Source organism: Saccharopolyspora erythraea, from assembly GCF_018141105.1.
Classification (GTDB): Bacteria; Actinomycetota; Actinomycetes; order Mycobacteriales; family Pseudonocardiaceae; genus Saccharopolyspora_D; species Saccharopolyspora_D erythraea_A.
The window spans coordinates 138,668-157,863 of record NZ_CP054839.1; the positions used below are offsets into that span (position 1 = coordinate 138,668).

Here is a 19,196-nt window from a genome sequence, read left to right on the forward strand (position 1 = left end):
CAGTCGTGATTCATCTCACTTGCCGTGGATTTCGCCGGGGCCGCTGCCGGTCCGTCCGGCGCGAAGATGACGGGGTGCGCTTCTTCGCGTGTCGGGCGCCGGGGCGGGCACCGACGCGGGAGTGCTGAAACTCGACGCCGACATTCGACCGTGGACAGTGCGCCCCCGGCGCGGCAGGATATGGCGTTACAGTGAGTATTCGACAGAGCTCCTCCGGTCTTGTCGTGCTGGCCGTCGATGACGAGATGGCCGGCCTGGACGAGATGAAGTACCTGCTGGGCAACAATCCGCGCGTCGGCAGGGTGCTGACCGCCTTCGACGCCGCGGAAGCGCTGCGCCTGCTGCGCAGCGACGACCCGGAGCTGCGCGGCAGACGCGACCAGGACGAGTCCATCGTGGACGCGGTGTTCGCCGACGTGTCGATGCCCGGGCTCAGCGGCATGGAACTGGCCAGGGTGCTGCAGGCGTTCCGCAACCCGCCCGCGCTGGTGTTCATTACCGGGCACGAGGAGAACGCGCTCGAGGCGTTCGAGGTCGGCGCGCTGGACTACATCATGAAGCCCGCCAACGCCGAGCGGGTCGACCGCGCGCTGCGCACCATCGAGCGCCGCAAGTCGCAGAACACCACGCCCAGCCGTCCGGTCGACGGGTCCGCCCAGGACGACGACGAGGTGATCCCGGTCGAGCTCGCGGGCACCACGAAGCTGGTGCCGCGCAAGACGGTCCGCTGGGTGGAGGCGCAGGGCGACTACGCCCGCCTGCACACCACCGACGGCTCGCACCTGGTTCGCATCCCCTTAGCCCAGCTCGAGGAGCGCTGGGCCGACGCCGGGTTCCTGCGCATCCACCGCTCGTACCTGGTGTCGCTCGGGCTGGTCAACGAGCTGCGGATGTCGTCGTCGGGGTACTCGGTGGTCCTCGGCGGCGGGCCCGCCAAGGAGCTCCCGGTCAGCAGGCGGCACACCCGTGAGCTCAAGGACCGCCTGGTCCGCGCGCCGCGCAGCGGCTGGGGGCAGCAGCCGGGGATGTCATGAGCCGCGACCACGGTTTCGAGATCCGCCCGCGCGGCGAGTCGACCCGTCCGCCGCGCAGGCGGCGCGTGGTGCTGGCCGACAGCAAGCGGCGGACCCGCCAGGTCGCGCGCACGATCATGGAGCTGGAGGAGCAGACCAGCGTCGGCGAGTTCCTGGTCCGCCACCTGATGAAGGTGCAGTTGCGCAGCGCGCTGCTGCTCGCCGGGTTCGCGCTGCTGGTGCTGCTGGGCCTGCCCGCGCTCTTCTACGTCCTTCCCTCGCTGGGCGACACCGTCTGGTTCGGCATGCACGTGTCGTGGCTGGTCCTCGGGGTGCTGCCGTACCCGTTCCTGGTTCTGGTCGGGTACCTGTGCGTGCGCGTGGCCGAGCGGCACGAGCGCGACTTCATCCACATGGTCGAGCAGTAGCCGGGCGGCACCGTTGGAGATCTCGAAGTTGGCCGCCGGGAACCCGCCCGGCGCGCGGCAGGAGGCGGCTGCGGCGCGATGAGTTCGAGCATCTGGGCGCTGTGCGGCATCGGCGTCATCGCCGCCGCCACCTTCGGCATCGGGTTCTGGGGCGCGCGCAACGCCCGCGCCACCTCCGACTTCCTCGCCGCCCGGCAGTCGGTGCGCGAGGAGCGCAACGCCGCGGCGATCTCCGGCGAGTACCTGTCGGCCGCGTCCTTCCTCGGCATCGCGGGACTGGTGCTCAAGGAGGGGGTCGACGCGCTGTGGTACCCGATCGGCTTCGCCGCGGGCTACCTGGCGCTGATGCTGTTCGTGGCGGCTCCGCTGCGCCGCTCCGGTGCCTACACGCTGCCCGACTTCGCCGAGGAGCGGCTGGACTCGCTGCCGCTGCGGTGGTTGTCGACGGCGCTGGTGGTGCTGATCGGCTGGCTCTACCTGGTCCCGCAGATGCAGGCGGCCGGGCTGACGTTGTCGTCGGTCACCGGGCATCCGTACTGGGTGGGGGTCCTCGCGGTCACCGGGCTCGTGCTGGTCAGCGTGCTGAGCGGCGGCATGCGCGCGGTGACGCTGGTGCAGGCGTTCCAGTACTGGGTGAAGCTGTTCGCGATAACGCTGCCCGCGTTCGTGCTGTTCTTCGTGTTCATGACCGGCGACGCCCAGCACCAGCGCGCGCTGGACTCCCCGGCGCCGCCGGTCTTCGAGCGCGACACCGCGGTCCACTTCGAGACCGACGTGCGGCTGCGGGTCGACGAACCGGTGTGGGTGCAGGTCGTCGGTGCCGAGCCCGGAACCGTCTACATGCGACCCGGCGAGCACCCGGTCTCCACCGGCGTGGTGCTGCGCTTCCCCGCGGGTTCGCCGGTGCCGGTGGTCGACGACGCCGAGTCCGACAACGCGTCGTGGCTGCGGCCGCAGGACGGCGGCATCCGCGGCCTGGTGGAGACCTACTCGGTGATCCTGGCGACCTTCCTGGGCACCATGGGGCTGCCGCACGTGCTGGCACGCTTCTACTCCAACCCCAACGGGCAGGGCGCGCGGCGGACCACGTTGTACGTGCTCGCGCTGCTGGGTGCTTTCTACCTGTTCCCGACGGTGTTCGGGCTGCTGTCGCGGTTCTACGTCCCGATGCTGCTGGTCACCGGGGAGACCGACGCGGCGGTGCTGCTGCTTCCGCACCTGATGCTGGGCAACTGGCTGGGCGGGTTGCTCGGGGCGGTCACCGCGGCGGGTGCGTTCGCGGCGTTCCTCTCCACCTCGTCGGGCCTGCTGGTGAGCGTGGCCGGTGTGCTGTCGGCCGACGTGTTGCGCGGCAGGGCCGTCGACGTGCGCCTGATGATGGTCGTGTCCTGCGTGTTGCCGACTCTGCTGGCGTTGCGCATGTCCGACCAGGACATAACGCAGAGCGTGGGGCTGGCGTTCGCGATGGCCGCCTCGACGTTCTGCCCGATGCTGGTGCTGGGCATCTGGTGGCGCGGCCTGACCGCGGCGGGCGCGGCGGCGGGTCTGGTGACCGGTGGCGGGCTGGTGCTGGCGGCGGTCGTGGTGAGCATGCTGACCGGCGACGACGGGAGCTGGGCGGCGGCGCTGAGCTGGCAGCCCGCGGTGGTCACGGTGCCGGCCGCCTTCCTGGTGACCTGGGGCGTCAGCCGCGCGACGCGGCGGCGGGTGCCCGCGGGGGTGTCGCGGGTGATGCTGCGGATGCACGCCCCGGACCGGCTCGGTTTCATCGACGACCGGACGTCGGTGCGGGGCGTGCCGCAGGAGCCGAGGACGGGCAGGCACCTGCGCGAGTGATCACGACAGGGAAGTCCTCATAGGACCAAACGGGTTAAAACGGACTCGGATTCGTTTGCAGTTCGTGACGCGAACCGCCGGTTAACGCCGGGATTCCCACGGTTTACCGTATTCGGGCCACTTCAGTGAGTGGCGGAGGGTACATCGATCTTCACACGATCGTTAGAGGCTGTACCCCTGAACGGGTCTTCACATTGCCGACTGATCTACGTAGCGTTCCCGCGTTGAACGATTTTCCGGCTCTGTCCAACCCCGCGGACGGAGCCGGTTCAATGTTGAAGGGAGCGCCGTGAGCACCACGGACCACCCGTCCGGGTCCGGGTCCGGTATCGACGCCGAAACCTGGGCCTCCGCGCAAAGCAGCCCCGAGTTCAAAACCTTACGGCGCCGGCTGCGCAGCTTCGTCTTCCCGGTATCGGCGCTGTTCCTGGCTTGGTACTTGGTCTACGTGTTGCTCGCCGACTACGCGCACGGGTTCATGAGCATCAAGCTGATCGGCAACATCAACGTCGGGCTGGTCCTGGGGCTTCTCCAGTTCGTCTCGACGTTCGTCATCACCACCCTGTACGTCCGCTACGCCAACCGCCAGCTCGACCCTGTGTCGGAGGAGATCCGCAACAGCGTCGAGAGCAACGTCGACAGCGGTGCCGAAGGAGGCAAGTCGTGATCGCCCTGACCTCCTCCCCGGCACTGAGCGCGCAGGTGCTCGCGCAGAGCGAGACCGCGAGCAACCGCTGGCTCAACATCGGCATCTTCGCGGTGTTCGTCGCGGTCACCATGGTGATCGTGTTCCGCGCGAGCAAGAACACCAAGACCGCGTCGGACTACTACGCCGCCGGGCGTGCGTTCACCGGTCCGCAGAACGGCATCGCGATCGCCGGTGACTACCTGTCGGCCGCGTCGTTCCTCGGCATCGCGGGTGCCATCGCCGTCTACGGCTACGACGGCTTCCTGTACTCCATCGGCTTCCTGGTGGCGTGGCTGGTCGCGCTGCTGCTGGTCGCCGAGCTGCTGCGCAACACCGGCAAGTACACGATGGCCGACGTGCTCAGCTTCCGGATGCGGGAGCGGCCGGTGCGGACCGCGGCGTCGCTTTCGACGCTGGCGGTGACCTTCTTCTACCTGCTGGCCCAGATGGCCGGCGCGGGCGGCCTGATCGCGCTGCTGCTGGGCATCACCGACAAGGCCGGGCAGGCCGTGGTCATCGCGGTCGTCGGCGCGCTGATGATCCTGTACGTGCTGGTCGGCGGCATGAAGGGCACCACGTGGGTGCAGATCATCAAGGCCGCGCTGCTCATCGCGGGCGCGTTCGTGATGACGCTGTGGGTCCTGGGCATGTTCGGCTTCAACCTGTCGGGCCTGCTCGGCGCCGCCGCCGACGCGGCGGGCGAGAAGGTGCTGAACCCGGGTGCGCAGTACGGCAAGAGCCCGACCTCGCAGCTCGACTTCGTCTCGCTGGGCATCGCCCTGGTGCTGGGCACCGCGGGCCTGCCGCACGTGCTGATGCGCTTCTACACCGTGCCGACGGCCAAGGAGGCCCGCCGCTCGGTGGTGTGGGCGATCTGGCTGATCGGCCTGTTCTACCTGTTCACGCTGGTGCTCGGGTACGGCGCCGGTGCGCTGGTCGGGCCGAGCACGATCAAGGAGGCCCCGGGCGGGGTCAACTCGGCGGCGCCGCTGCTGGCGCTGGAGCTCGGCGGCCCGCTGCTGCTCGGCTTCATCTCGGCGGTCGCCTTCGCCACGATCCTGGCCGTGGTCGCCGGTCTGACCATCACGGCCTCGGCGTCGTTCGCCCACGACATCTACGCCAACGTGCTCAAGAAGGGCTCGGCCGACGACAAGCAGCAGGAGGTCAAGGTCGCGCGGATCACCGCAGTGGTGATCGGCGTGGTCTCGATCCTGGGCGGCATCGCGGCCAACGGCCAGAACGTCGCCTTCCTGGTGGCGCTGGCCTTCGCGGTGGCGGCGTCGGCGAACCTGCCGACCCTGCTCTACTCGCTGTTCTGGAAGCGCTTCAACACCGCGGGCGCGCTGTGGAGCATCTACGGCGGTCTTGCGGTGACGATCGTGCTGATCGTCTTCTCGCCTGCGGTGTCGGGCAACGAGGACGCGATGTTCCCGTCGCTGGACATCGCGTTCTTCCCGCTGAAGAACCCCGGCCTGATCTCGATCCCGGTCTCGTTCCTGCTGGGCTACCTCGGAACGGTGCTGAGCAAGGAGCCGTTCAACGAGGAGAAGTACGCCGAGATGGAGGTCCGGTCGCTGACCGGCGCCGGAGCGGAGAAGGCGGGCAGCGGGCACTGATCCGCGCCATCGCCGCAACGAGGGCCCGTCCGGTCGGCACCGGGCGGGCCCTCGTGCGTTTCAGGCCGCTACCAGCGCGCCGTCGCGCACGGTGAAGTGCAGTTCCAGCATGTCACCGTCGGCCGTGATCGGGGAGTTCTCCGCCAGCAGTTCCAGGACGCGGGGGTCCGTCATGCGTACGAAGCCTGCGAATCGGGGTGCTGCGGCTTCGGTGCGAACGGCCAGGTGACCCCAGCCGCTTCCTTGCTGCCAGCGGAGAATTGCGTGACGAGACACGTATTCCTTTCTTTCTGTGCGAGACGGGGGACTGATTCGGACGAGAAAACTGTGACACGTGTTGGTGAGATAGCTTCGGCACGAAACCGGAATTGAACCCGAAAGCGTGAGCAACCAATTCGTGGTCACTGTGAGCGACGATCGGCCGGGTGCCGGAGCCTCACGCGGGCACCACGGCGGGCGTGGCAGCATCGGGGTGTGACTACACCGATGGACGGCCAGGTACCCGGCGTGCAGCCGGAGGACCTGCCCGAGAACCTGCCCGGCGAAGGCACCGCGCTGCTCGACGTCCGGGAGCACAACGAGTGGGCCGCAGGCCACGCCCCCGGCGCGGTGCACATCCCGATGAGCGAGATCCCCTCACGGTTGGGCGACGTGCCCGAGACCGACCAGCTCTACGTCGTCTGCCGGTCCGGCGGCCGGTCCGCGAAGGTCACCGCCTACCTCAACGCCAACGGCTGGGACGCGGTCAACGTGGAGCGCGGCATGAACGGCTGGGCCGCCTCCGGGCGTCCGCTGACCGGTGAGGACCCCGACTCCGAGCCGTTCGTGCTGTGAACCGGCCGCCGGTGTCGAGGGTGCGGTGGGTGGCCACCCCGCCGGGTGGCCCGCGCCCGCGCGCCGTCCGGCGCCAGGCGCGCCCCTACACCGGCCCGCCCGCCTACCCGGCGGTGCCGCGCTGGGGGTTCCCGGCGCTGGCCTGGCGGTGGCCGCTGGCGCTTCCCGCCGGACCCCTCGTCGACCCGGTGCGGCGGGTGGCCGCGCTGTACGCGACGGTCACCTCGACGCTGTGGATCACCGCGGGCATGGGCGGCCTGACCGCCGTCGCCGAGCTCTGGCGCTACGTCCTGCTGCTGCGCAGCCGCGGTGAGGCGCTGCCCGCGACGACCCTCGCGGTCTCCGACGCGCTGGTCGCCACCACCGGCGTGCTGACCTTGGTCCTCGGCGCGCTCGCCGGGGTGGTCGTCGTCCTGTGGGCGCTGCGGGCGCGCGAGGCCGCGACCGAGCGGATCGGTGTGCGCAGCGCGCGCTCCGACGCGCAGTTCGTGCTCGGCGTGCTGGTGCCGGGCCTCAACCTGCTCGTGCCGGGTTCGTCGCTGAGCGAGCTGGAGCACGCCGTCCTGGTCGGTGAGGGCGTCCGCGAAGCCGGTGCCCGTCCGCGCCCGTCGCGGCTGGTCCTGGTGTGGTGGGCGGCCTGGGCGGCGAGCCTGCTGCTGGGCTGGAGCACCTTCCTGTGGGGGTTCCGCAGCGGCACGCAGGCGCTGGCCGACGGAGTCGTCCTGCACGTGTGGACCAACATCGCGGTGGTGGTCCTCGCGGTGGTCACCATCCGGGTCGTCGAGTACCTGACGACGTTGCTCGTCCCGGCGGACCCGACAGAGCTGCCGCACCTGCGCGTGGTCGGCGTTCACGACGCTCCGGCACCTTCGCGGGCGCCCCGGCCCGCCGGCGCCCAGCGCTGAGTCACACCGCGACGGGCAGTTCCCGCAGGCCGCGGATGACGAACTCCGGGCGCCGCACCGGTTCGCCCGCCTGCTCCAGGCGCGGTGCCAGCCGCGCCAGCGCCGACAGCGCGGCGGCGGCCTCCACCCGCGCGAGCGGCGCGCCGAGGCAGTAGTGGATGCCCGCGCCGAAGCCGAGGTGCGGGTTCGGCTGCCGCCCGACGTCGAGCACGTCCGGCGACTCGAACACCTCCGGGTCGTGCGCCGCCGCGCCGAGCAGCGCGGCGATCTTCGACCCCGCCGCCACGCGGTGCCCGGCGACCACGACGTCCTGGACCGCGGTGCGCTCGAAGAGCTGCAACGGCGAGTCGTAGCGGATCAGCTCCTCGACGGCGGTGGGAACCAGGCCGGGCTCGTCGACGAGCCGCCGCCACTGAGCGGGGTGGCGCAGCAGCGCGAGCACCCCGTTGGCCAACAGGTTGACGCTGGCTTCGTGACCGGCCATGAGCAGCAGCACCGCCGTGCCGACGACCTCGTCCGCGCTCAGCTCCTCGGCGGCCACGAGGTCGCTGACCATGTCGTCGGCCGGGGCCGAGCGTCGGCGTCCCGCCAGCGCGCGCATGTACTCGGCGAACTCCGCCGCCGCCGACTCCGCCGCCGCGCGCCGGGGTCCGGGCAGACCCGGCTCGTACATCTTCACGATCGCGTTCGACCACGGCCGCAACAGGTGCCGGTCGGACTCGGGCACGCCCAGCAGCTCCGCGATCACCTGCACCGGCAGCGGCGCGGCGATCTCCTCGACGAGGTCTCCGCCGCCGCGCTCGACGATGTCGCCGACCAGCGCGTCGGCCAGTCCGGTGACCCAGGGCCGCAGCCGCTCGACGTGGCCGCGCGCGAAGGCCGCGCTGATGCTGCGGCGCAGCCGGGTGTGCTCGGCACCTTCGGTCTCCAGCAGCGAGGTGCGGTGGAGCAGGTTGAAGGCGGGGAAGTCCGCGGCAGGCCGCGCGTCCACCCAGATCCGGCCGAGCTCGCGCTGCCGCAGCACCTCGGAGGCCGCGGCGTGGGAAACGGCGACCGCCACCCCGAGCCCCGGGTGCCAGTGCACCTCGCCGCGTCGGCGCAGCTCGGCGAAGCACGGGTAGGGGTCGGCGACGAAAGCCGGATCGGCGGTGTCGAACATCGATCGAGACTAGCCACGCCGGGCGGTCCCCGGACAGATCTCGCGCGCATAATGTCGGCGTGTGCCAGGCGACCCCCGCAGTCGTTGCGCACCGGGGGGCCTCGGCGCAACGGGCCGAGCACACCCTCGGTGCCTACGAACTGGCCCTCGAACAGGGTGCCGACGCGCTCGAATGCGATGTGCGGGTCAGCCGCGACGGCCACCTGGTGTGCGTGCACGACCGGCGCATCGACCGCACGTCCAACGGGCGGGGCGTGGTCAGCGAGCTGACGCTGCCGATGATGTCGGGGCTGGACTTCAGCGGGTGGCGCCACCCCTCCGACGAGCGCGGTGTGCTGACGCTGGACATGCTGCTGGACTTCGTCGAGGGCACCTCGGTGAAGCTGTTCGTCGAGACCAAGCACCCGGTGCGCTACGCGGGGCTGGTGGAGGCCAAGCTCGTCGCGCTGCTGGCCTGGCACGGGCTCGCCGCCCCGCGGGACGCGGAGTCCTCGCAGGTGGTGATGATGTCGTTCTCGTCCACCGCCGTGCGCCGCGTCCGCCAGGCGGCGCCCAGGTTGCCGACGGTGCTGCTGTTCGACCGGATGCCCAACGGCCGCCGGGACGGTGAGCTGCCGTCGTGGGCCGACTGCGCGGGGCCGGACATCCGGCTGCTGCGGCAGGACCCCGATTACGTGGCCCGCGCCGCCGAACGCGGCCACCCCACCTACTGCTGGACGGTCGACGAGCCCGCCGACATCGAGCTGTGCCGGCGCGCCGGGGTCCGCTACATCGCCACCAACCGGCCCGGCTCCACCCGCTCCTACCTGGTTGACCAGCGCTGACCTCGCTTCGATAGCGTCGTAACCACAGTCACAGCGAGCGAGGAGACGTCGAAAGTGGCCAAGCGTACCGCCGAACCGAGGCCCGAAAGCGGCATCAGTCCGCGCCAGCCATGCCCGTGCGGCTCCGGAAAGCGCTACAAGGCCTGCCACGGCCGCGCCGGGGGAGCCGCCGACGTCATCGTGACCAGGCCCTTCGAGGGACTGGCCGCCGAGTGCGAGCTGGTCGCGCTGCGCGAGTTCGTCCCGTCGGCGACGGCGAAGCTGCCGGTGCGGGAGGGGCGCGAGGTCACGCTCGCCACCGTCCTGCCGATGGCGGCCGCCGCGCTGATGCGCGTCGACGAGAAGGCGTTCGTCGGGCTGCAGGTGCAGACCCGTTCCGGTGACATCAGCCGCGACCTCGCGCGCGCCCTGGAGTGGGTGCAGTCGGCCGAGGCAGGCACCTCGCTGCCGGTCGTCGGTCCGGAGACCGCGGAGGCGGGCACCGTCCCGAACCGGTTGCAGGACCTCGTCGACGTCGACGCGAAGCTCGACGTCGAGCTGCACGAGGACTTCTCGTGGTGGATCCCGGGCGACACCGAGCCGACCGGCGAGGTCGCGCTGTCGCTGGAGCGGGCCAACGCCGCGATCATGCCCACCGAGCGCCTCAACGCCGAGGGCGTCGAGTCGGCCTACTGGGTCGACGCGGGAGAGAAGGCCCACCTGCGGTGGGTGCGCCCGGAGCCGGAGGAGAAGCTGCTGGCCGCGCTCGCGCGGCTGTCGGCGCGCGGTGAGCTGGCGCTCGGCGAGGACAGCCGTTACGCGGGGTCGTTCCGGGCGCACGGCCTGCTGGTGCCGGTCTGGGACCTCGACCGCGAGAAGCACGCCCGCGAGTGGGAGCAGCCCGCGGCCGAGCTCGGCACCCGGCTCGCCGAGGCCCTGGAGTCGCTGGACTCCGAGCCGCTCAACGCCGCCGAGCGGCGGTCCCGGGACGGTCTGCGCGGCAGGCAGATCACCGTCCGCTGAGTCACGGTTCGGCCGCGATCACCCCCACATTGCTCCGATCGAGTGACGAGGGGGGTGCGCGGCAACCGATCATGGTGGACGGACGTGTCCTCCACGGCGAGTCCCGGCGTGGAGGGAGTGGAGCGTGACCGCGCACCTGCCTGCTGCACCCGCCTCCGCCGCGGAGGCGGCACGCAGCTGGCCCGGGCGCGTGCATCAGGGGGACATGGCGGCGACGGAAGACGACTTCGCGGAGTTCGTCCGGGTAGCTCTACCTGGGCTGATGCGTTATGGCCACGCGCTGACCGGCAACCCGCACGACGCGGCCGACCTGGTCCAGACGGTGCTGGAGAAGGTCGGCGCGCGGTGGGCGAAGGTGAGCCAGAACTGCGACGACCCGCGCGCCTACGTGCGCAAGGCGATGGCCAACACCCACGTCAGCCGCTGGCGCCGCACCCGGCGCGAGACGCTGATCGCGGAGTTCCCGGACGTCCCCGCCCAGCCGAGGCACGACCGGCTGGAGGACGAGCCGGTGTGGCAGGCGTTGCAGACGCTGCCGCCGAGGCAACGCGCGGTGGTCGTGCTGCGTTTCTACGAAGGGCTTTCCGAGGCCGAGATCGCCGACACGCTCGGGGTGAGCTGTGGAACGGTGAAGAGCCAGAACAGCAAGGCGATGGCCACGTTGCGCAAGCGCCTCGGACCGCTGGTTGAGGGAGGTGACGTGTGATGGGCCTCGAGGACGAACTGCGGCGGGTGCTGCGGGACGACAAGCTCGACATCCCGGTTCGGACCGGGGCCGAGTGGTCGCTGGTGGCCGGTGCGCGTCGCCGCAGGAAGCGCAACACCGCGGTGGCCGCGGTCGGCGGAGCGCTGGCCGCGACGGTGCTGGTGGGCGGTGGCGTCGCGGCGATGAGCTACGAGAAGCGGCCGGTGCCGCCCGCGGTGCCGCCGGTGGTCACCAGCACGACCAGCCCGAGCGGGTCGAGCGGCCAGTCGACGGCGCCGCAGGTCGATCCGCACCACCCGTGGTCGCCGCCGGAGAGCACGCACGTGACGCCCGGACCGCAGACCAGCGAGCGGCCGTCGATCCTGCGCGACACGACCTCCCCGACCACCACCTCCGAGCCGCCGTCGACCTCGGAGCCGGAGGACCCGCCGACGACTTCGCGGCCGTCGTCGGAGTCCGGGGAGAACCCGTCGCAGGACGAGTCCGGCCCGGGAGGCTGAGCGCGGGCTCAGTCCCGGACCGGCGGCCGGCGCGCGGACGGACCGCGCCCGGCGGGGTCAGAGCGCGCCGCCGGCGGCCGACGGCGCACCGGAGTCCGCGCCCTCGTCGCCCACGGTCTCGCGCGCCAGGAAGGTCTCGACGTCGAACAGGTTGCCGTTCGAGCGGTCCACCACGTTGAGCAGCGTCGACATCTGGGAGACCTCTTCGACCTGCTCCTTGAGGAACCACTGCATGAACTGCTCGCCGAGGTAGTCGCCCTCGTCGCGGGCGGTCTTGGCCAGGTTCACGATCTCCTGGGTGACCTCGCGCTCCTGCTCCAGGGCCAGCGCCACGAGCTCGCGGGTCTCGGAGAAGTCGTTGCGGACGTCGGGCACGCCCGGGATGTTCGGCTTGATGTTGTTGTCCATGAGGTACTGGACGATCATCATCGCGTGGTTGCGCTCTTCCAGCGCCTGCTTGTAGAAGTGCGACGCCAGCCGGGGCAGGTCCTCGTTGTCGAACCACACCGCGACCGCGATGTACTGCTGCGAGGCGGTGAACTCGTTGTGCACCTGCTCCTGCAGCAACTGGTGGAACTTCGATTCCTTGCGCTCAATCTTCTTCGCGGTGATAGCCATGGGGCCAATGTACTCTGGAATCAGTCAAGTCGCATTTAACAGGGTCGCCTACAATTGTTTCGGCTTGCCTTAGATAGGTATTGTTCACCTAATTTCGGTTAGGCAAACCTCATGTTGACGACCGAGATTTTCCGTGCCTGAGGTGTTAGACCTTGCCAAGTGGAGACGCTGGCCAGAAGGGTTGAACGTCGGCGGCGCGTGCCACGACCGCCTTGCCGCATTGTGCTCTGCTCGGCTCACCCGCGGCCGAGCAGAGCACCTCCGCAGACCTTACCCGGGAAAGTGCTCCTCGGCCGACGGTATTGTTCCGGACAGGCGGTGGCTGCCGTCGTAGTAATCCTTGCCGCTGTCTTCGGCGTAGTTCTGCTCGTGGTACTGCTGCGCGCCGAAGCCGCCGCGGGCTAGCTGGCTCTCCGGATTGCGGACATCGGAGATGGTCTCGGCGGTTTCGCGAGCGGCGGAGTTGTTGATGCCGTCGCTTTTCGGCCACAGCGTCGCCTTGTCCACGAGGTTCTGGGTGCTCTGCTGGGCGGCCCGGCCCAGCCCGTCGGCGTCGGCCATCAGCCCGGCGCCGCGACCGCCGAGTTGCTCGGCACCCTTGCCGAAGTTCGCGGCCGCGTCGGCGCCCCGCGCACCGGCGCTGCCAAGAGCGTCGCCGCCCCTGCCGACGGCGCCGGCAGCCGAACCGAGCGCGTCGGAAGCCTTCGTCGCGGTTTGCCCGGCCGCGGTCGCGGCACCGCCGAGTCCGGGCGAGGTCGGGAACGCCTTCGCACCGCCGGTGGTGAGCTTGGCGCCGACCTTCGCGCTCGCCTCGGCCATGTCGTCGAGCGCCTTCGCCAGGTGCGTACCCGCCTTGCCGAGCTTGCCGAGCAGCTGGCTGATCTTGGTCGCGATCTTGGCGAGCGTCATGCCGACGCGGCCGGCCGCGTAGCCGAGATAGCCGGCCACCGTCGCGCCGAAGCTGACGACGGAACCGGCGAGGGCCGCGAGGGCACCCTTGATGAGCTCGGCGACGACCGCGGCGATGATGTCGCGGATGAGCCCGCGGCAGGTCGCCACCATCGTGCCGGCGGTCGCGATCGCGCCGGAGGCCGTTCCCGCGCTGACCGACATCGCCTCGACGCCTTCGGCGAGTTCCTTCGAGCGTTGCAGGTAGGTGTTGCACGCCGGGCCGGACCACTCGGCGGTGTGGGCCTGGACCTGCCCCGGGATCTCCCCGGCCAGCTTCTCCAGGTCGGCCTTGACCTCCTGCCAGGTGTCGGCGCCTTCCTTGATGGCGTTCGGATCTCCCGCGACGAAATCCAGGGCCTCGCGAAGCGGGTACAGGTGCTCCATGAGCCAGCCCACCCCGGCCGCGAGCGCCGAGCCGATCGGGTCGATCGCGGTGATCATCGCGTCGAGCGCGAGCACACCCCCACTGGCCGCGAACTCGCCCCAGTCCTCGTTGGAGAACGCGGTCCAGGTGGCCCGCGCCGAATCGACGATGCCCGCACCCGCGGTGTGCGCGCCCGATTCGACGGCCTTGCCGTCGACGTCCACGAGCATGTCGGTCACGGCCGCACCTGCCCGAGGCAGTCGGCGTTGTTGCCGTCGGTGTCCTGGTAGTCCTTGGCGGCTTCGGCCACTCGGCCGCCGAGATCGCGGGTCAGCTCGGAGAACTTCTGGATCTCGGCCGCCGCCTGCTGCGAGGTCTGGCGAGCCTGGCCGGCGAAGGCCTGGCCCACCAGGCCGAAGCTGTCCACGCCGAACGACACGCCGTTGCCCTTCGTGCCGGCAGCGGCGATGTCATCGGCGAGACCGTTGAGCCACTGCGAGTGGGTGGTCAATCGGCCGGGTCTGACGTTGAACACGGAACTCTCCCCAGGGTCAGCGCAGGTAGGTCTGCGGTGGTTCGTCGTCGAAGTCCGGGTCGTCGTTCCGACTCGCGGCGGGTTCCTCCGGTTCCACCGGCAGCTGGGTTCGGAGGAACTCCATCGCAGACTCGCCGGCGAACGGCTCCACGGTCTGCGCCACCCTGTGCGCCACCTTCGCCTGTGCTTCACCCGCCAGCCGCAGGATCGTCGCGCGCAGCTCCTCCGGCCCCCGTTGCAGCGCGCGCTGGTCGATCTCCAGGTCCTTGAGAGCACCGTTGGAGCTCACGGTCACCGCGATTCCGCCGTCGCCGGCGGTTTCGGTCAGGGAGCCGAGCTGCTCCCGGATCTGTTCGGACTGCCGCACCATCTCATCGGCGCGGTCCTGGAGGGAGGACAGAAAATCCTGGGCCGATTGGTCGTTCAAAGCGTCTACCTCCGGTTCTCAGGTGGTGTGCTGGAGTTGTTGGATGCGTCCGGCGACCAGCCGGCCGCGCACGCCGAAGGCCACGGCCACCAGCGGTAGCGCGGTCAGCGCGGCGAGCCCGGTCGGCGGTTGCCCGCTGAGCAAGCCCGCGGCCACCCCCAGGGCTCCCACGACGAGCAGCAGGTTTGCCCGGAACTGGCGGCCCCCGAGCGCGATCGGGGGTTGGCGATCCGGGTATCCGCCGCGTCGGCGGCTGACGGCCAGTGCTGCCCCCACGGCCAGGAACGCGTGGCCCGCGATGATGACCGCCACCGGCACCCAGGTCAGGGCGTCCAGGTGTCCGTGGCCGAGACCGCCCGCGATGACCAGCCACCACCCCGCGGCGAGCACGGCGGGCGGCCATGTCTGCAACCTCGACCGGCGCCGGCGTTCCCGGTGCTCGGCGGGACGCAGCGGCGGGATGCCCGGGATGCGGAAGCCGACGAGCGCGAGACCGAGGAGCGGGATGAACAGCGCCCAGCCGAGCGCCGAGTGCGGCGCCGGTTCGTCGACGACGACGTTGGAGCCGCGGTTGTCCAGCTCGCGGCGCACGACGGGAGCCGGGGTGGTGTAGTTCCGGGGAGTCAGGTCGGAGAACTTGAACGAGCGCTCTTCCGCGTCGCCATCGGCCCAGGTGATGGTGGCGTCGCAGTCCCACCACCAGCCGAGGCCCGACATGCTGACCGGTCCGGCGAGTTCGCACCGGTTCGCCAGCGCCGTTCCGCGCTCGGTCGGCGTGCCGTCGGTGGTCATGATGCCGGTCGCGCCCATGACCGTGTGGAACACGGCGAGCACCAGAAACCGGACCAGGACCTGCGAGACGATGTAGCCCACACGCCACGCCCGGTCGCTGGGCGTCGTCGTCGGCTCGTCCCGCCGCACGGGCTGACGGCTGGCATGGCCGGGCAGCATTTCGTCGGAAGGCCCCACGTTCCCGTCCCGTTCTGCGGTGTCATCGGCAGCGCGGAACCTACCAACGCTGGTGCCGGGTCTCGGGCGGTATGGAGATTTTCGCGGTCTACAGCGCCTCGCGGATGATCGGGCAGGACATGCAGCGGGGGCCGCCGCGGCCGGAGCCGAGCTCGGAACCGCTGATGCGCAGCACCTCGATCCCGGCCTCCTCCAGGCGGGCGTTGGTCTCGGCGTTGCGCTCGTAGGCGACGACGACGCCGGGGGCGACGGCGAGGGTGTTGTTGCCGTCCTCCCACTGCTCCCGCTCGGCTGTCACCGGGTCGAGCCCGGTGTCGATGACGCGCAGGTGGTCGATCTCCATCGCCTCGGCCGCCGCGGTGAGGAACGGCTGCGGCCCGGACACGTCGACCCCGCCGTCTCGTGGACGCAGCGAGAACGCGGTCAGTGAGTCCTGGACCGCCGGGTACATGACGACGGCGTCGCGGTCGACCATCGTGCACACGGTGTCCAGGTGCATCGACGCCCGCTGCTGCGTGATCGGCACGGCGAGCACGGTGTGTGCGAGGTCGTCGGCGAACACCGACCGCGCGAACGACTCCGCCCCGGCGGGCGTGGTCCGCTCGCCGACGCCGATGGCGACCACGCCCGGGGAGAGCAGCAGGACGTCGCCGCCCTCGACCGGTGCCGAGTGCGCGCCGTAGGCGCGGGCGCAGTGCGAGAACCGCGGGTGGTAGGCGTAGACGAGGTCGGTCAGCGCCGACTCGCGCCGCCGCGCGGGCATCGCCAGCGCCGCGATGGCCACGCGGTCGCCCACCCACGCCGACGAGTCGCGGGTGAACAGCAGGTTCGGCAGCGGCTCGATGGCGAAGTCGTGCGGGTGGTGCATGCGGCGCACCAGCGACTGGCCCTCCGACCCGGGCAGCTCCTCGAAGGTCATCCCGGCGATGAGCACCTCGGCCAGCGCCGGGGCGTCCGCGCTGGACAGGTGCGAGCGCAGGGTGTCGGCGATGTCGGTGCCGACCTTGAGCTCGTCGACGCCGGAGTGCACCGCCGCGGCGCGGGCGCGGGTGTCGGTCAGCGTCTCGGCGAGCAGCTCGTGCAGCAGCAGCACCTCCACGCCCCGGCTCCGCAGCGTCCCGGCGAAGGCGTCGTGCTCCTCCTGGGCGCGGTCCACCCACGGGATCGCGTCGAACAGGAGCTGATCGTTGTTGCGCGGCGTGAGCCGCTTGAGCTCGTTGCCCGGACGGTGCAGGAGCACCGTGTGCAAGGGGCCGACCTCGCTCTGCACGTGTGGTTCGCTCACGGCCCGCAGCCTAGCCCCGGCGATCGGAAACGCCAGTCTTCGCAGGGGAATTCGATCGAACGTTAAGCGTGAAAGCGGCTTGAGTGGCTATTCGTTGCGTGCGGCTTTCGGTCGGATCAGGGCAGCCAGCCCACCCGCCCGCGCAGCGCGGCGTAGCCGACGAACGCCACGACGTCGATCAGCGCGTGGCCGGCGACCAGCGGCCAGATCCGGCCGGTGCGCTGCCACGTCCTGCCGTAGACCAGGCCCATCACCACGTTGCCGACGAACCCGCCGAAGCCCTGGTACAGGTGGTAGGCCCCGCGCAGGACCGACGAGGCCCAGAGCGCCCGGTTCTCGCTCCAGCCGAGCTGGCGCAGCCGGGTCAGCAGGTAGGCGATCATCAGGACCTCTTCGGCGAAGGAGTTGCCGAAGGCGGCCAGCACGAGGACCGGTAACCGCCACCACGCGTCGTCCAAAGTGGACGGCTGCACGGTGAGGCTCAGCCCGAGCGCGTGCGCGATGAGGTACAGGCCCAGGCCCGGCACGCCGATCAGGGCGGCCAGGCCGACGCCGCCGAGCGCGTCGCGCAGCGGGCGGGAGCGGTCGAGACCGACGCTGCGCAGCGCGATCCCGCCCCGCCACAGCAGGTAGACGCCGAGCGAGCCCCACGCGCACAGGCGCAGGACGCCGGCGAGCTGCTGTGCCATGTCCAGCAGGCCGAGCTCCGCGCGGGGCACGTTGATCGCGACGGCCTGGTCGGCGAGCGGCTCCGGGCGCATCAGCGCGTCCAGCAGCGAAAGCAGGCTCTGCAGCGCGGAGAGGCCGAGCGTCACGGCGAAGACGATGAGGAGCTCGATGACGAGTGCCCTGCGCTCGGCCGGGTCGGTGATCACTTCCGGGGTGCCGGGACGACCCGGGGCCAACCACGCGCGCAGAGTGCCACTCACCTCGCGGACCCTACCCGGGACTCCGGCGGCGGCCGACGCCCAGCGGCGCGGGGGAGAACTGGCAAAACTGTGGAAGCGGCGGAGGGAACGAGTCCCGCGCGGTTCCCGTCCGATATGCGGCACCCCTGCAACGGCGAGCCGTCGTGAGGAGCGGAATGGACGGGTATCGAGTGTTCCTCTGGGGGTGGGCCGACAGCAGTCTGATCGCGCGGACGCTGGAGGCGTTGCGCCCCTTCGACACCCTGGACGGGCCGGTCGGACCGGCCGAGCTCATCGGCATGCGCGACGGTGTGCTGGTGGAGGTGACCCGGGAAGGCGCGGACGCCACGCGGGTGCGGTTCGTCGACGCGGGCGGCCCGGCCGACGCGTGGACCGCCGCGCACTCGTTCCTCTGGGTGGTCACCCGCAGGCTGCCGGTGGAGGAGGCGCTGCTGCTCGGCGACGACACCGAGCCGCTGCACTACCGGGAGGGCCGCATCCGGGCCGTGCCGACCTCCGGCGAACGGTACTGAGGCGCCGAGCCTGTCCTTGAGCCCACCTTGCGTTGCCAAGCGGCTGCGCCGCTTCAACGATCGAAGGCAGGCGGTCAGCCCTGGCGCTGCTGGGCGAGGAACGGGCAGCCGACGAGACGGCGCAGCTCGATGCCGAGGTGTTCGGCGTTGGTGACCGTCCGGGAGAACGCCAGCCGGACGTCGTGGTCGCCGTCGGCGGACTCCACCCGCAGCCGCAGGCCGTACTTGTCCAGCCCAAGCGGCCGGATGTGCCCGCCGCGCAGGCGCTCCGGCAGGTGGCGGGCGAGCAGGCCGACGACGTCGCGGTGCGACAGCTCCAGGTGCCGCAGCCAGCCGTCCTCCATCAGGCAGAACGGGTCGGGGCTGGCTGCCAGGAAGTCCTCGGGCTGCACCGAGGCGGTGCCTTCGGCGTCGGCGAGCACCATCGACGCCGACTCCAGCCGCAGCACGCTCGCGCCGTGCCCGGCGTCGAGCAGGCGGGAGTCCGGCCGCTGCTCAGCGACCCGGACGACCTCGGCGCGCGCCTGCTCCGGGTCCAGCACGCGCAGCCAGCCGGTGAGCCAGAGCAGGCCGCGCACCGGCTCGCGGAGCCGGACCGGCGTCGGGTCGGCCACCTCCAGCATCGCGGTCAGCTCACCGCGCGGGGCCTGCCAGGCCGACGCGATGAGCGGGTGCTCGTCGGCCAGCAGCACGGTCGCGGCGCCGTCCGGGTGCACGTGGTGCAGGAGCGGTGCTATCCGCGCCGCGTTCTCGCCGGAGGGCATCAGCACCGCTTTGCCGCCGCGTCTGGCGATGGTCCTGGCCCGTTCCGCCGGGCTCGGCAGCGCCGGCCGGCGGGTCGTCTTCTCGCCCACTGCTCACCTCCAACTTAGGCAACCCTAACTTAGATGACCTGCGGGTGGAAGTCGACTTCTCCGCCAGGAGGTGAGAACCGTGTCCGGCGGAGCCGGGACGGCGTGCGGACGCACCACGCGGCTGGTCATCCGGAGGACGCACGGCGAGCCCCGGCCGGACGCCGGGTTCGGCGAGAACCACCCGATCGGAGTGATCTCGGGTGCGGATTCCGGTCAGCGGCCGAGCGCTGGACGACGTTTC

At 71.1% G+C, this 19,196-nt stretch carries 21 protein-coding genes; 12 read left to right on the plus strand and 9 right to left on the minus strand.

Features of this window, described 5'->3' with window-relative positions:
- Positions 1 to 245 precede the first annotated feature (245 nt).
- From HUO13_RS00570 to HUO13_RS00600, 7 genes are all read left to right on the plus strand, one after another.
- Entirely contained in the window at positions 246 to 1,034 is a 789-nt protein-coding gene (locus tag HUO13_RS00570) for a LytR/AlgR family response regulator transcription factor (RefSeq protein ID WP_249125242.1), read from the plus strand.
- Positions 1,031 to 1,441, plus strand: coding sequence for a hypothetical protein (locus HUO13_RS00575; protein WP_211899579.1), 411 nt, complete (start codon positions 1,031 to 1,033; stop codon positions 1,439 to 1,441). The genes HUO13_RS00570 and HUO13_RS00575 overlap by 4 nt, the downstream gene beginning before the upstream one ends.
- Positions 1,442 to 1,519: 78 nt before the next feature.
- Positions 1,520 to 3,277: a cation acetate symporter gene (locus HUO13_RS00580; RefSeq protein ID WP_211899580.1), complete on the plus strand. Its 1,758-nt coding sequence runs from the start codon at positions 1,520 to 1,522 to the stop codon at positions 3,275 to 3,277.
- Positions 3,278 to 3,566: 289 nt separating this feature from the next.
- Complete coding sequence (locus HUO13_RS00585; RefSeq protein ID WP_432757810.1) at positions 3,567 to 3,944, plus strand: DUF485 domain-containing protein; 378 nt, start codon at positions 3,567 to 3,569, stop codon at positions 3,942 to 3,944.
- Positions 3,941 to 5,581: a solute symporter family protein gene (locus HUO13_RS00590; protein ID WP_432757811.1), complete on the plus strand. Its 1,641-nt coding sequence runs from the start codon at positions 3,941 to 3,943 to the stop codon at positions 5,579 to 5,581. Before HUO13_RS00585 ends, HUO13_RS00590 begins: the two co-directional genes overlap by 4 nt.
- A gap of 486 nt (positions 5,582 to 6,067) precedes the next feature.
- The gene (locus HUO13_RS00595; protein ID WP_211902561.1) at positions 6,068 to 6,415 is read left to right on the plus strand and encodes a rhodanese-like domain-containing protein; all 348 of its coding nucleotides are present in this window, start codon (positions 6,068 to 6,070) and stop codon (positions 6,413 to 6,415) included.
- Between the two features lie 29 nt (positions 6,416 to 6,444).
- Positions 6,445 to 7,320 carry a DUF4328 domain-containing protein gene (locus HUO13_RS00600; RefSeq protein ID WP_211899581.1) on the plus strand — a complete coding sequence of 292 codons (876 nt, stop codon included), beginning with the start codon at positions 6,445 to 6,447 and terminating at the stop codon, positions 7,318 to 7,320.
- Position 7,321: 1 nt separating this feature from the next.
- Here HUO13_RS00600 and HUO13_RS00605 read toward each other — a convergent pair whose 3' ends face one another.
- Positions 7,322 to 8,479 (minus strand): cytochrome P450, encoded by a 1,158-nt coding sequence (locus HUO13_RS00605; protein ID WP_211899582.1) that lies wholly within the window; start codon positions 8,477 to 8,479, stop codon positions 7,322 to 7,324.
- A 59-nt stretch (positions 8,480 to 8,538) separates the two neighbouring features.
- Here HUO13_RS00605 and HUO13_RS00610 point away from each other — a divergent pair, with 59 nt between their 5' ends.
- From HUO13_RS00610 to HUO13_RS00625, 4 genes are all read left to right on the plus strand, one after another.
- Positions 8,539 to 9,303 carry a glycerophosphodiester phosphodiesterase gene (locus HUO13_RS00610; protein WP_211899583.1) on the plus strand — a complete coding sequence of 255 codons (765 nt, stop codon included), beginning with the start codon at positions 8,539 to 8,541 and terminating at the stop codon, positions 9,301 to 9,303.
- A 54-nt stretch (positions 9,304 to 9,357) separates the two neighbouring features.
- The gene (locus HUO13_RS00615; protein WP_211899584.1) at positions 9,358 to 10,305 is read left to right on the plus strand and encodes a DUF5926 family protein; all 948 of its coding nucleotides are present in this window, start codon (positions 9,358 to 9,360) and stop codon (positions 10,303 to 10,305) included.
- A 124-nt stretch (positions 10,306 to 10,429) separates the two neighbouring features.
- On the plus strand, positions 10,430 to 11,011 hold the full coding sequence (locus tag HUO13_RS00620) for a SigE family RNA polymerase sigma factor (RefSeq protein WP_211899585.1): 582 nt from the start codon (positions 10,430 to 10,432) through the stop codon (positions 11,009 to 11,011).
- A complete protein-coding gene (locus tag HUO13_RS00625; RefSeq protein WP_211899586.1) occupies positions 11,011 to 11,511 on the plus strand; it encodes a hypothetical protein in 501 nt (166 codons plus the stop codon). Before HUO13_RS00620 ends, HUO13_RS00625 begins: the two co-directional genes overlap by 1 nt.
- A gap of 57 nt (positions 11,512 to 11,568) precedes the next feature.
- On the opposite strand, the gene HUO13_RS00630 is transcribed toward HUO13_RS00625, so the two are convergent.
- From HUO13_RS00630 to HUO13_RS00660, 7 genes are all read right to left on the minus strand, one after another.
- Positions 11,569 to 12,129, minus strand: coding sequence for a ferritin (locus HUO13_RS00630; protein WP_211899587.1), 561 nt, complete (start codon positions 12,127 to 12,129; stop codon positions 11,569 to 11,571).
- 270 nt (positions 12,130 to 12,399) lie between these two features.
- Positions 12,400 to 13,683: a hypothetical protein gene (locus HUO13_RS00635; protein WP_211899588.1), complete on the minus strand. Its 1,284-nt coding sequence runs from the start codon at positions 13,681 to 13,683 to the stop codon at positions 12,400 to 12,402.
- Positions 13,680 to 13,979, minus strand: a complete 300-nt coding sequence (locus HUO13_RS00640) for a type VII secretion target (protein WP_282975627.1) — start codon at positions 13,977 to 13,979, stop codon at positions 13,680 to 13,682. The genes HUO13_RS00635 and HUO13_RS00640 overlap by 4 nt, the downstream gene beginning before the upstream one ends.
- Positions 13,980 to 13,995: 16 nt before the next feature.
- Entirely contained in the window at positions 13,996 to 14,406 is a 411-nt protein-coding gene (locus tag HUO13_RS00645; RefSeq protein ID WP_211899590.1) for a YbaB/EbfC family nucleoid-associated protein, read from the minus strand.
- A gap of 18 nt (positions 14,407 to 14,424) precedes the next feature.
- Complete coding sequence (locus HUO13_RS00650) at positions 14,425 to 15,327, minus strand: DUF6346 domain-containing protein (protein WP_211899591.1); 903 nt, start codon at positions 15,325 to 15,327, stop codon at positions 14,425 to 14,427.
- A 136-nt stretch (positions 15,328 to 15,463) separates the two neighbouring features.
- On the minus strand, positions 15,464 to 16,645 hold the full coding sequence (locus HUO13_RS00655) for an arginine deiminase (protein WP_211902562.1): 1,182 nt from the start codon (positions 16,643 to 16,645) through the stop codon (positions 15,464 to 15,466).
- Positions 16,646 to 16,776: 131 nt separating this feature from the next.
- A complete protein-coding gene (locus tag HUO13_RS00660; RefSeq protein ID WP_211899592.1) occupies positions 16,777 to 17,589 on the minus strand; it encodes a CPBP family intramembrane glutamic endopeptidase in 813 nt (270 codons plus the stop codon).
- Between the two features lie 155 nt (positions 17,590 to 17,744).
- Between HUO13_RS00660 and HUO13_RS00665 the strand changes: the two genes are divergently transcribed.
- On the plus strand, positions 17,745 to 18,101 hold the full coding sequence (locus HUO13_RS00665) for a hypothetical protein (protein WP_249124364.1): 357 nt from the start codon (positions 17,745 to 17,747) through the stop codon (positions 18,099 to 18,101).
- A gap of 74 nt (positions 18,102 to 18,175) precedes the next feature.
- On the opposite strand, the gene HUO13_RS00670 is transcribed toward HUO13_RS00665, so the two are convergent.
- Positions 18,176 to 18,955: a DUF2470 domain-containing protein gene (locus tag HUO13_RS00670; protein WP_211899593.1), complete on the minus strand. Its 780-nt coding sequence runs from the start codon at positions 18,953 to 18,955 to the stop codon at positions 18,176 to 18,178.
- Positions 18,956 to 19,196 lie beyond the last annotated feature (241 nt).

Excerpts from the sequence above, each read along its gene's own strand:
- HUO13_RS00605 (WP_211899582.1), bottom strand. The coding sequence starts at position 8,479 with ATGTTCGACACCGCCGATCCGGCTTTCGTCGCCGACCCCTACCCGTGC.
- HUO13_RS00570 (WP_249125242.1), top strand. The coding sequence starts at position 246 with ATGGCCGGCCTGGACGAGATGAAGTACCTGCTGGGCAACAATCCGCGC.
- HUO13_RS00575 (WP_211899579.1), top strand. The coding sequence starts at position 1,031 with ATGAGCCGCGACCACGGTTTCGAGATCCGCCCGCGCGGCGAGTCGACC.
- HUO13_RS00630 (WP_211899587.1), bottom strand. The coding sequence starts at position 12,129 with ATGGCTATCACCGCGAAGAAGATTGAGCGCAAGGAATCGAAGTTCCAC.
- HUO13_RS00580 (WP_211899580.1), top strand. The coding sequence starts at position 1,520 with ATGAGTTCGAGCATCTGGGCGCTGTGCGGCATCGGCGTCATCGCCGCC.
- HUO13_RS00595 (WP_211902561.1), top strand. The coding sequence starts at position 6,068 with ATGGACGGCCAGGTACCCGGCGTGCAGCCGGAGGACCTGCCCGAGAAC.
- HUO13_RS00665 (WP_249124364.1), top strand. The coding sequence starts at position 17,745 with ATGGACGGGTATCGAGTGTTCCTCTGGGGGTGGGCCGACAGCAGTCTG.
- HUO13_RS00625 (WP_211899586.1), top strand. The coding sequence starts at position 11,011 with ATGGGCCTCGAGGACGAACTGCGGCGGGTGCTGCGGGACGACAAGCTC.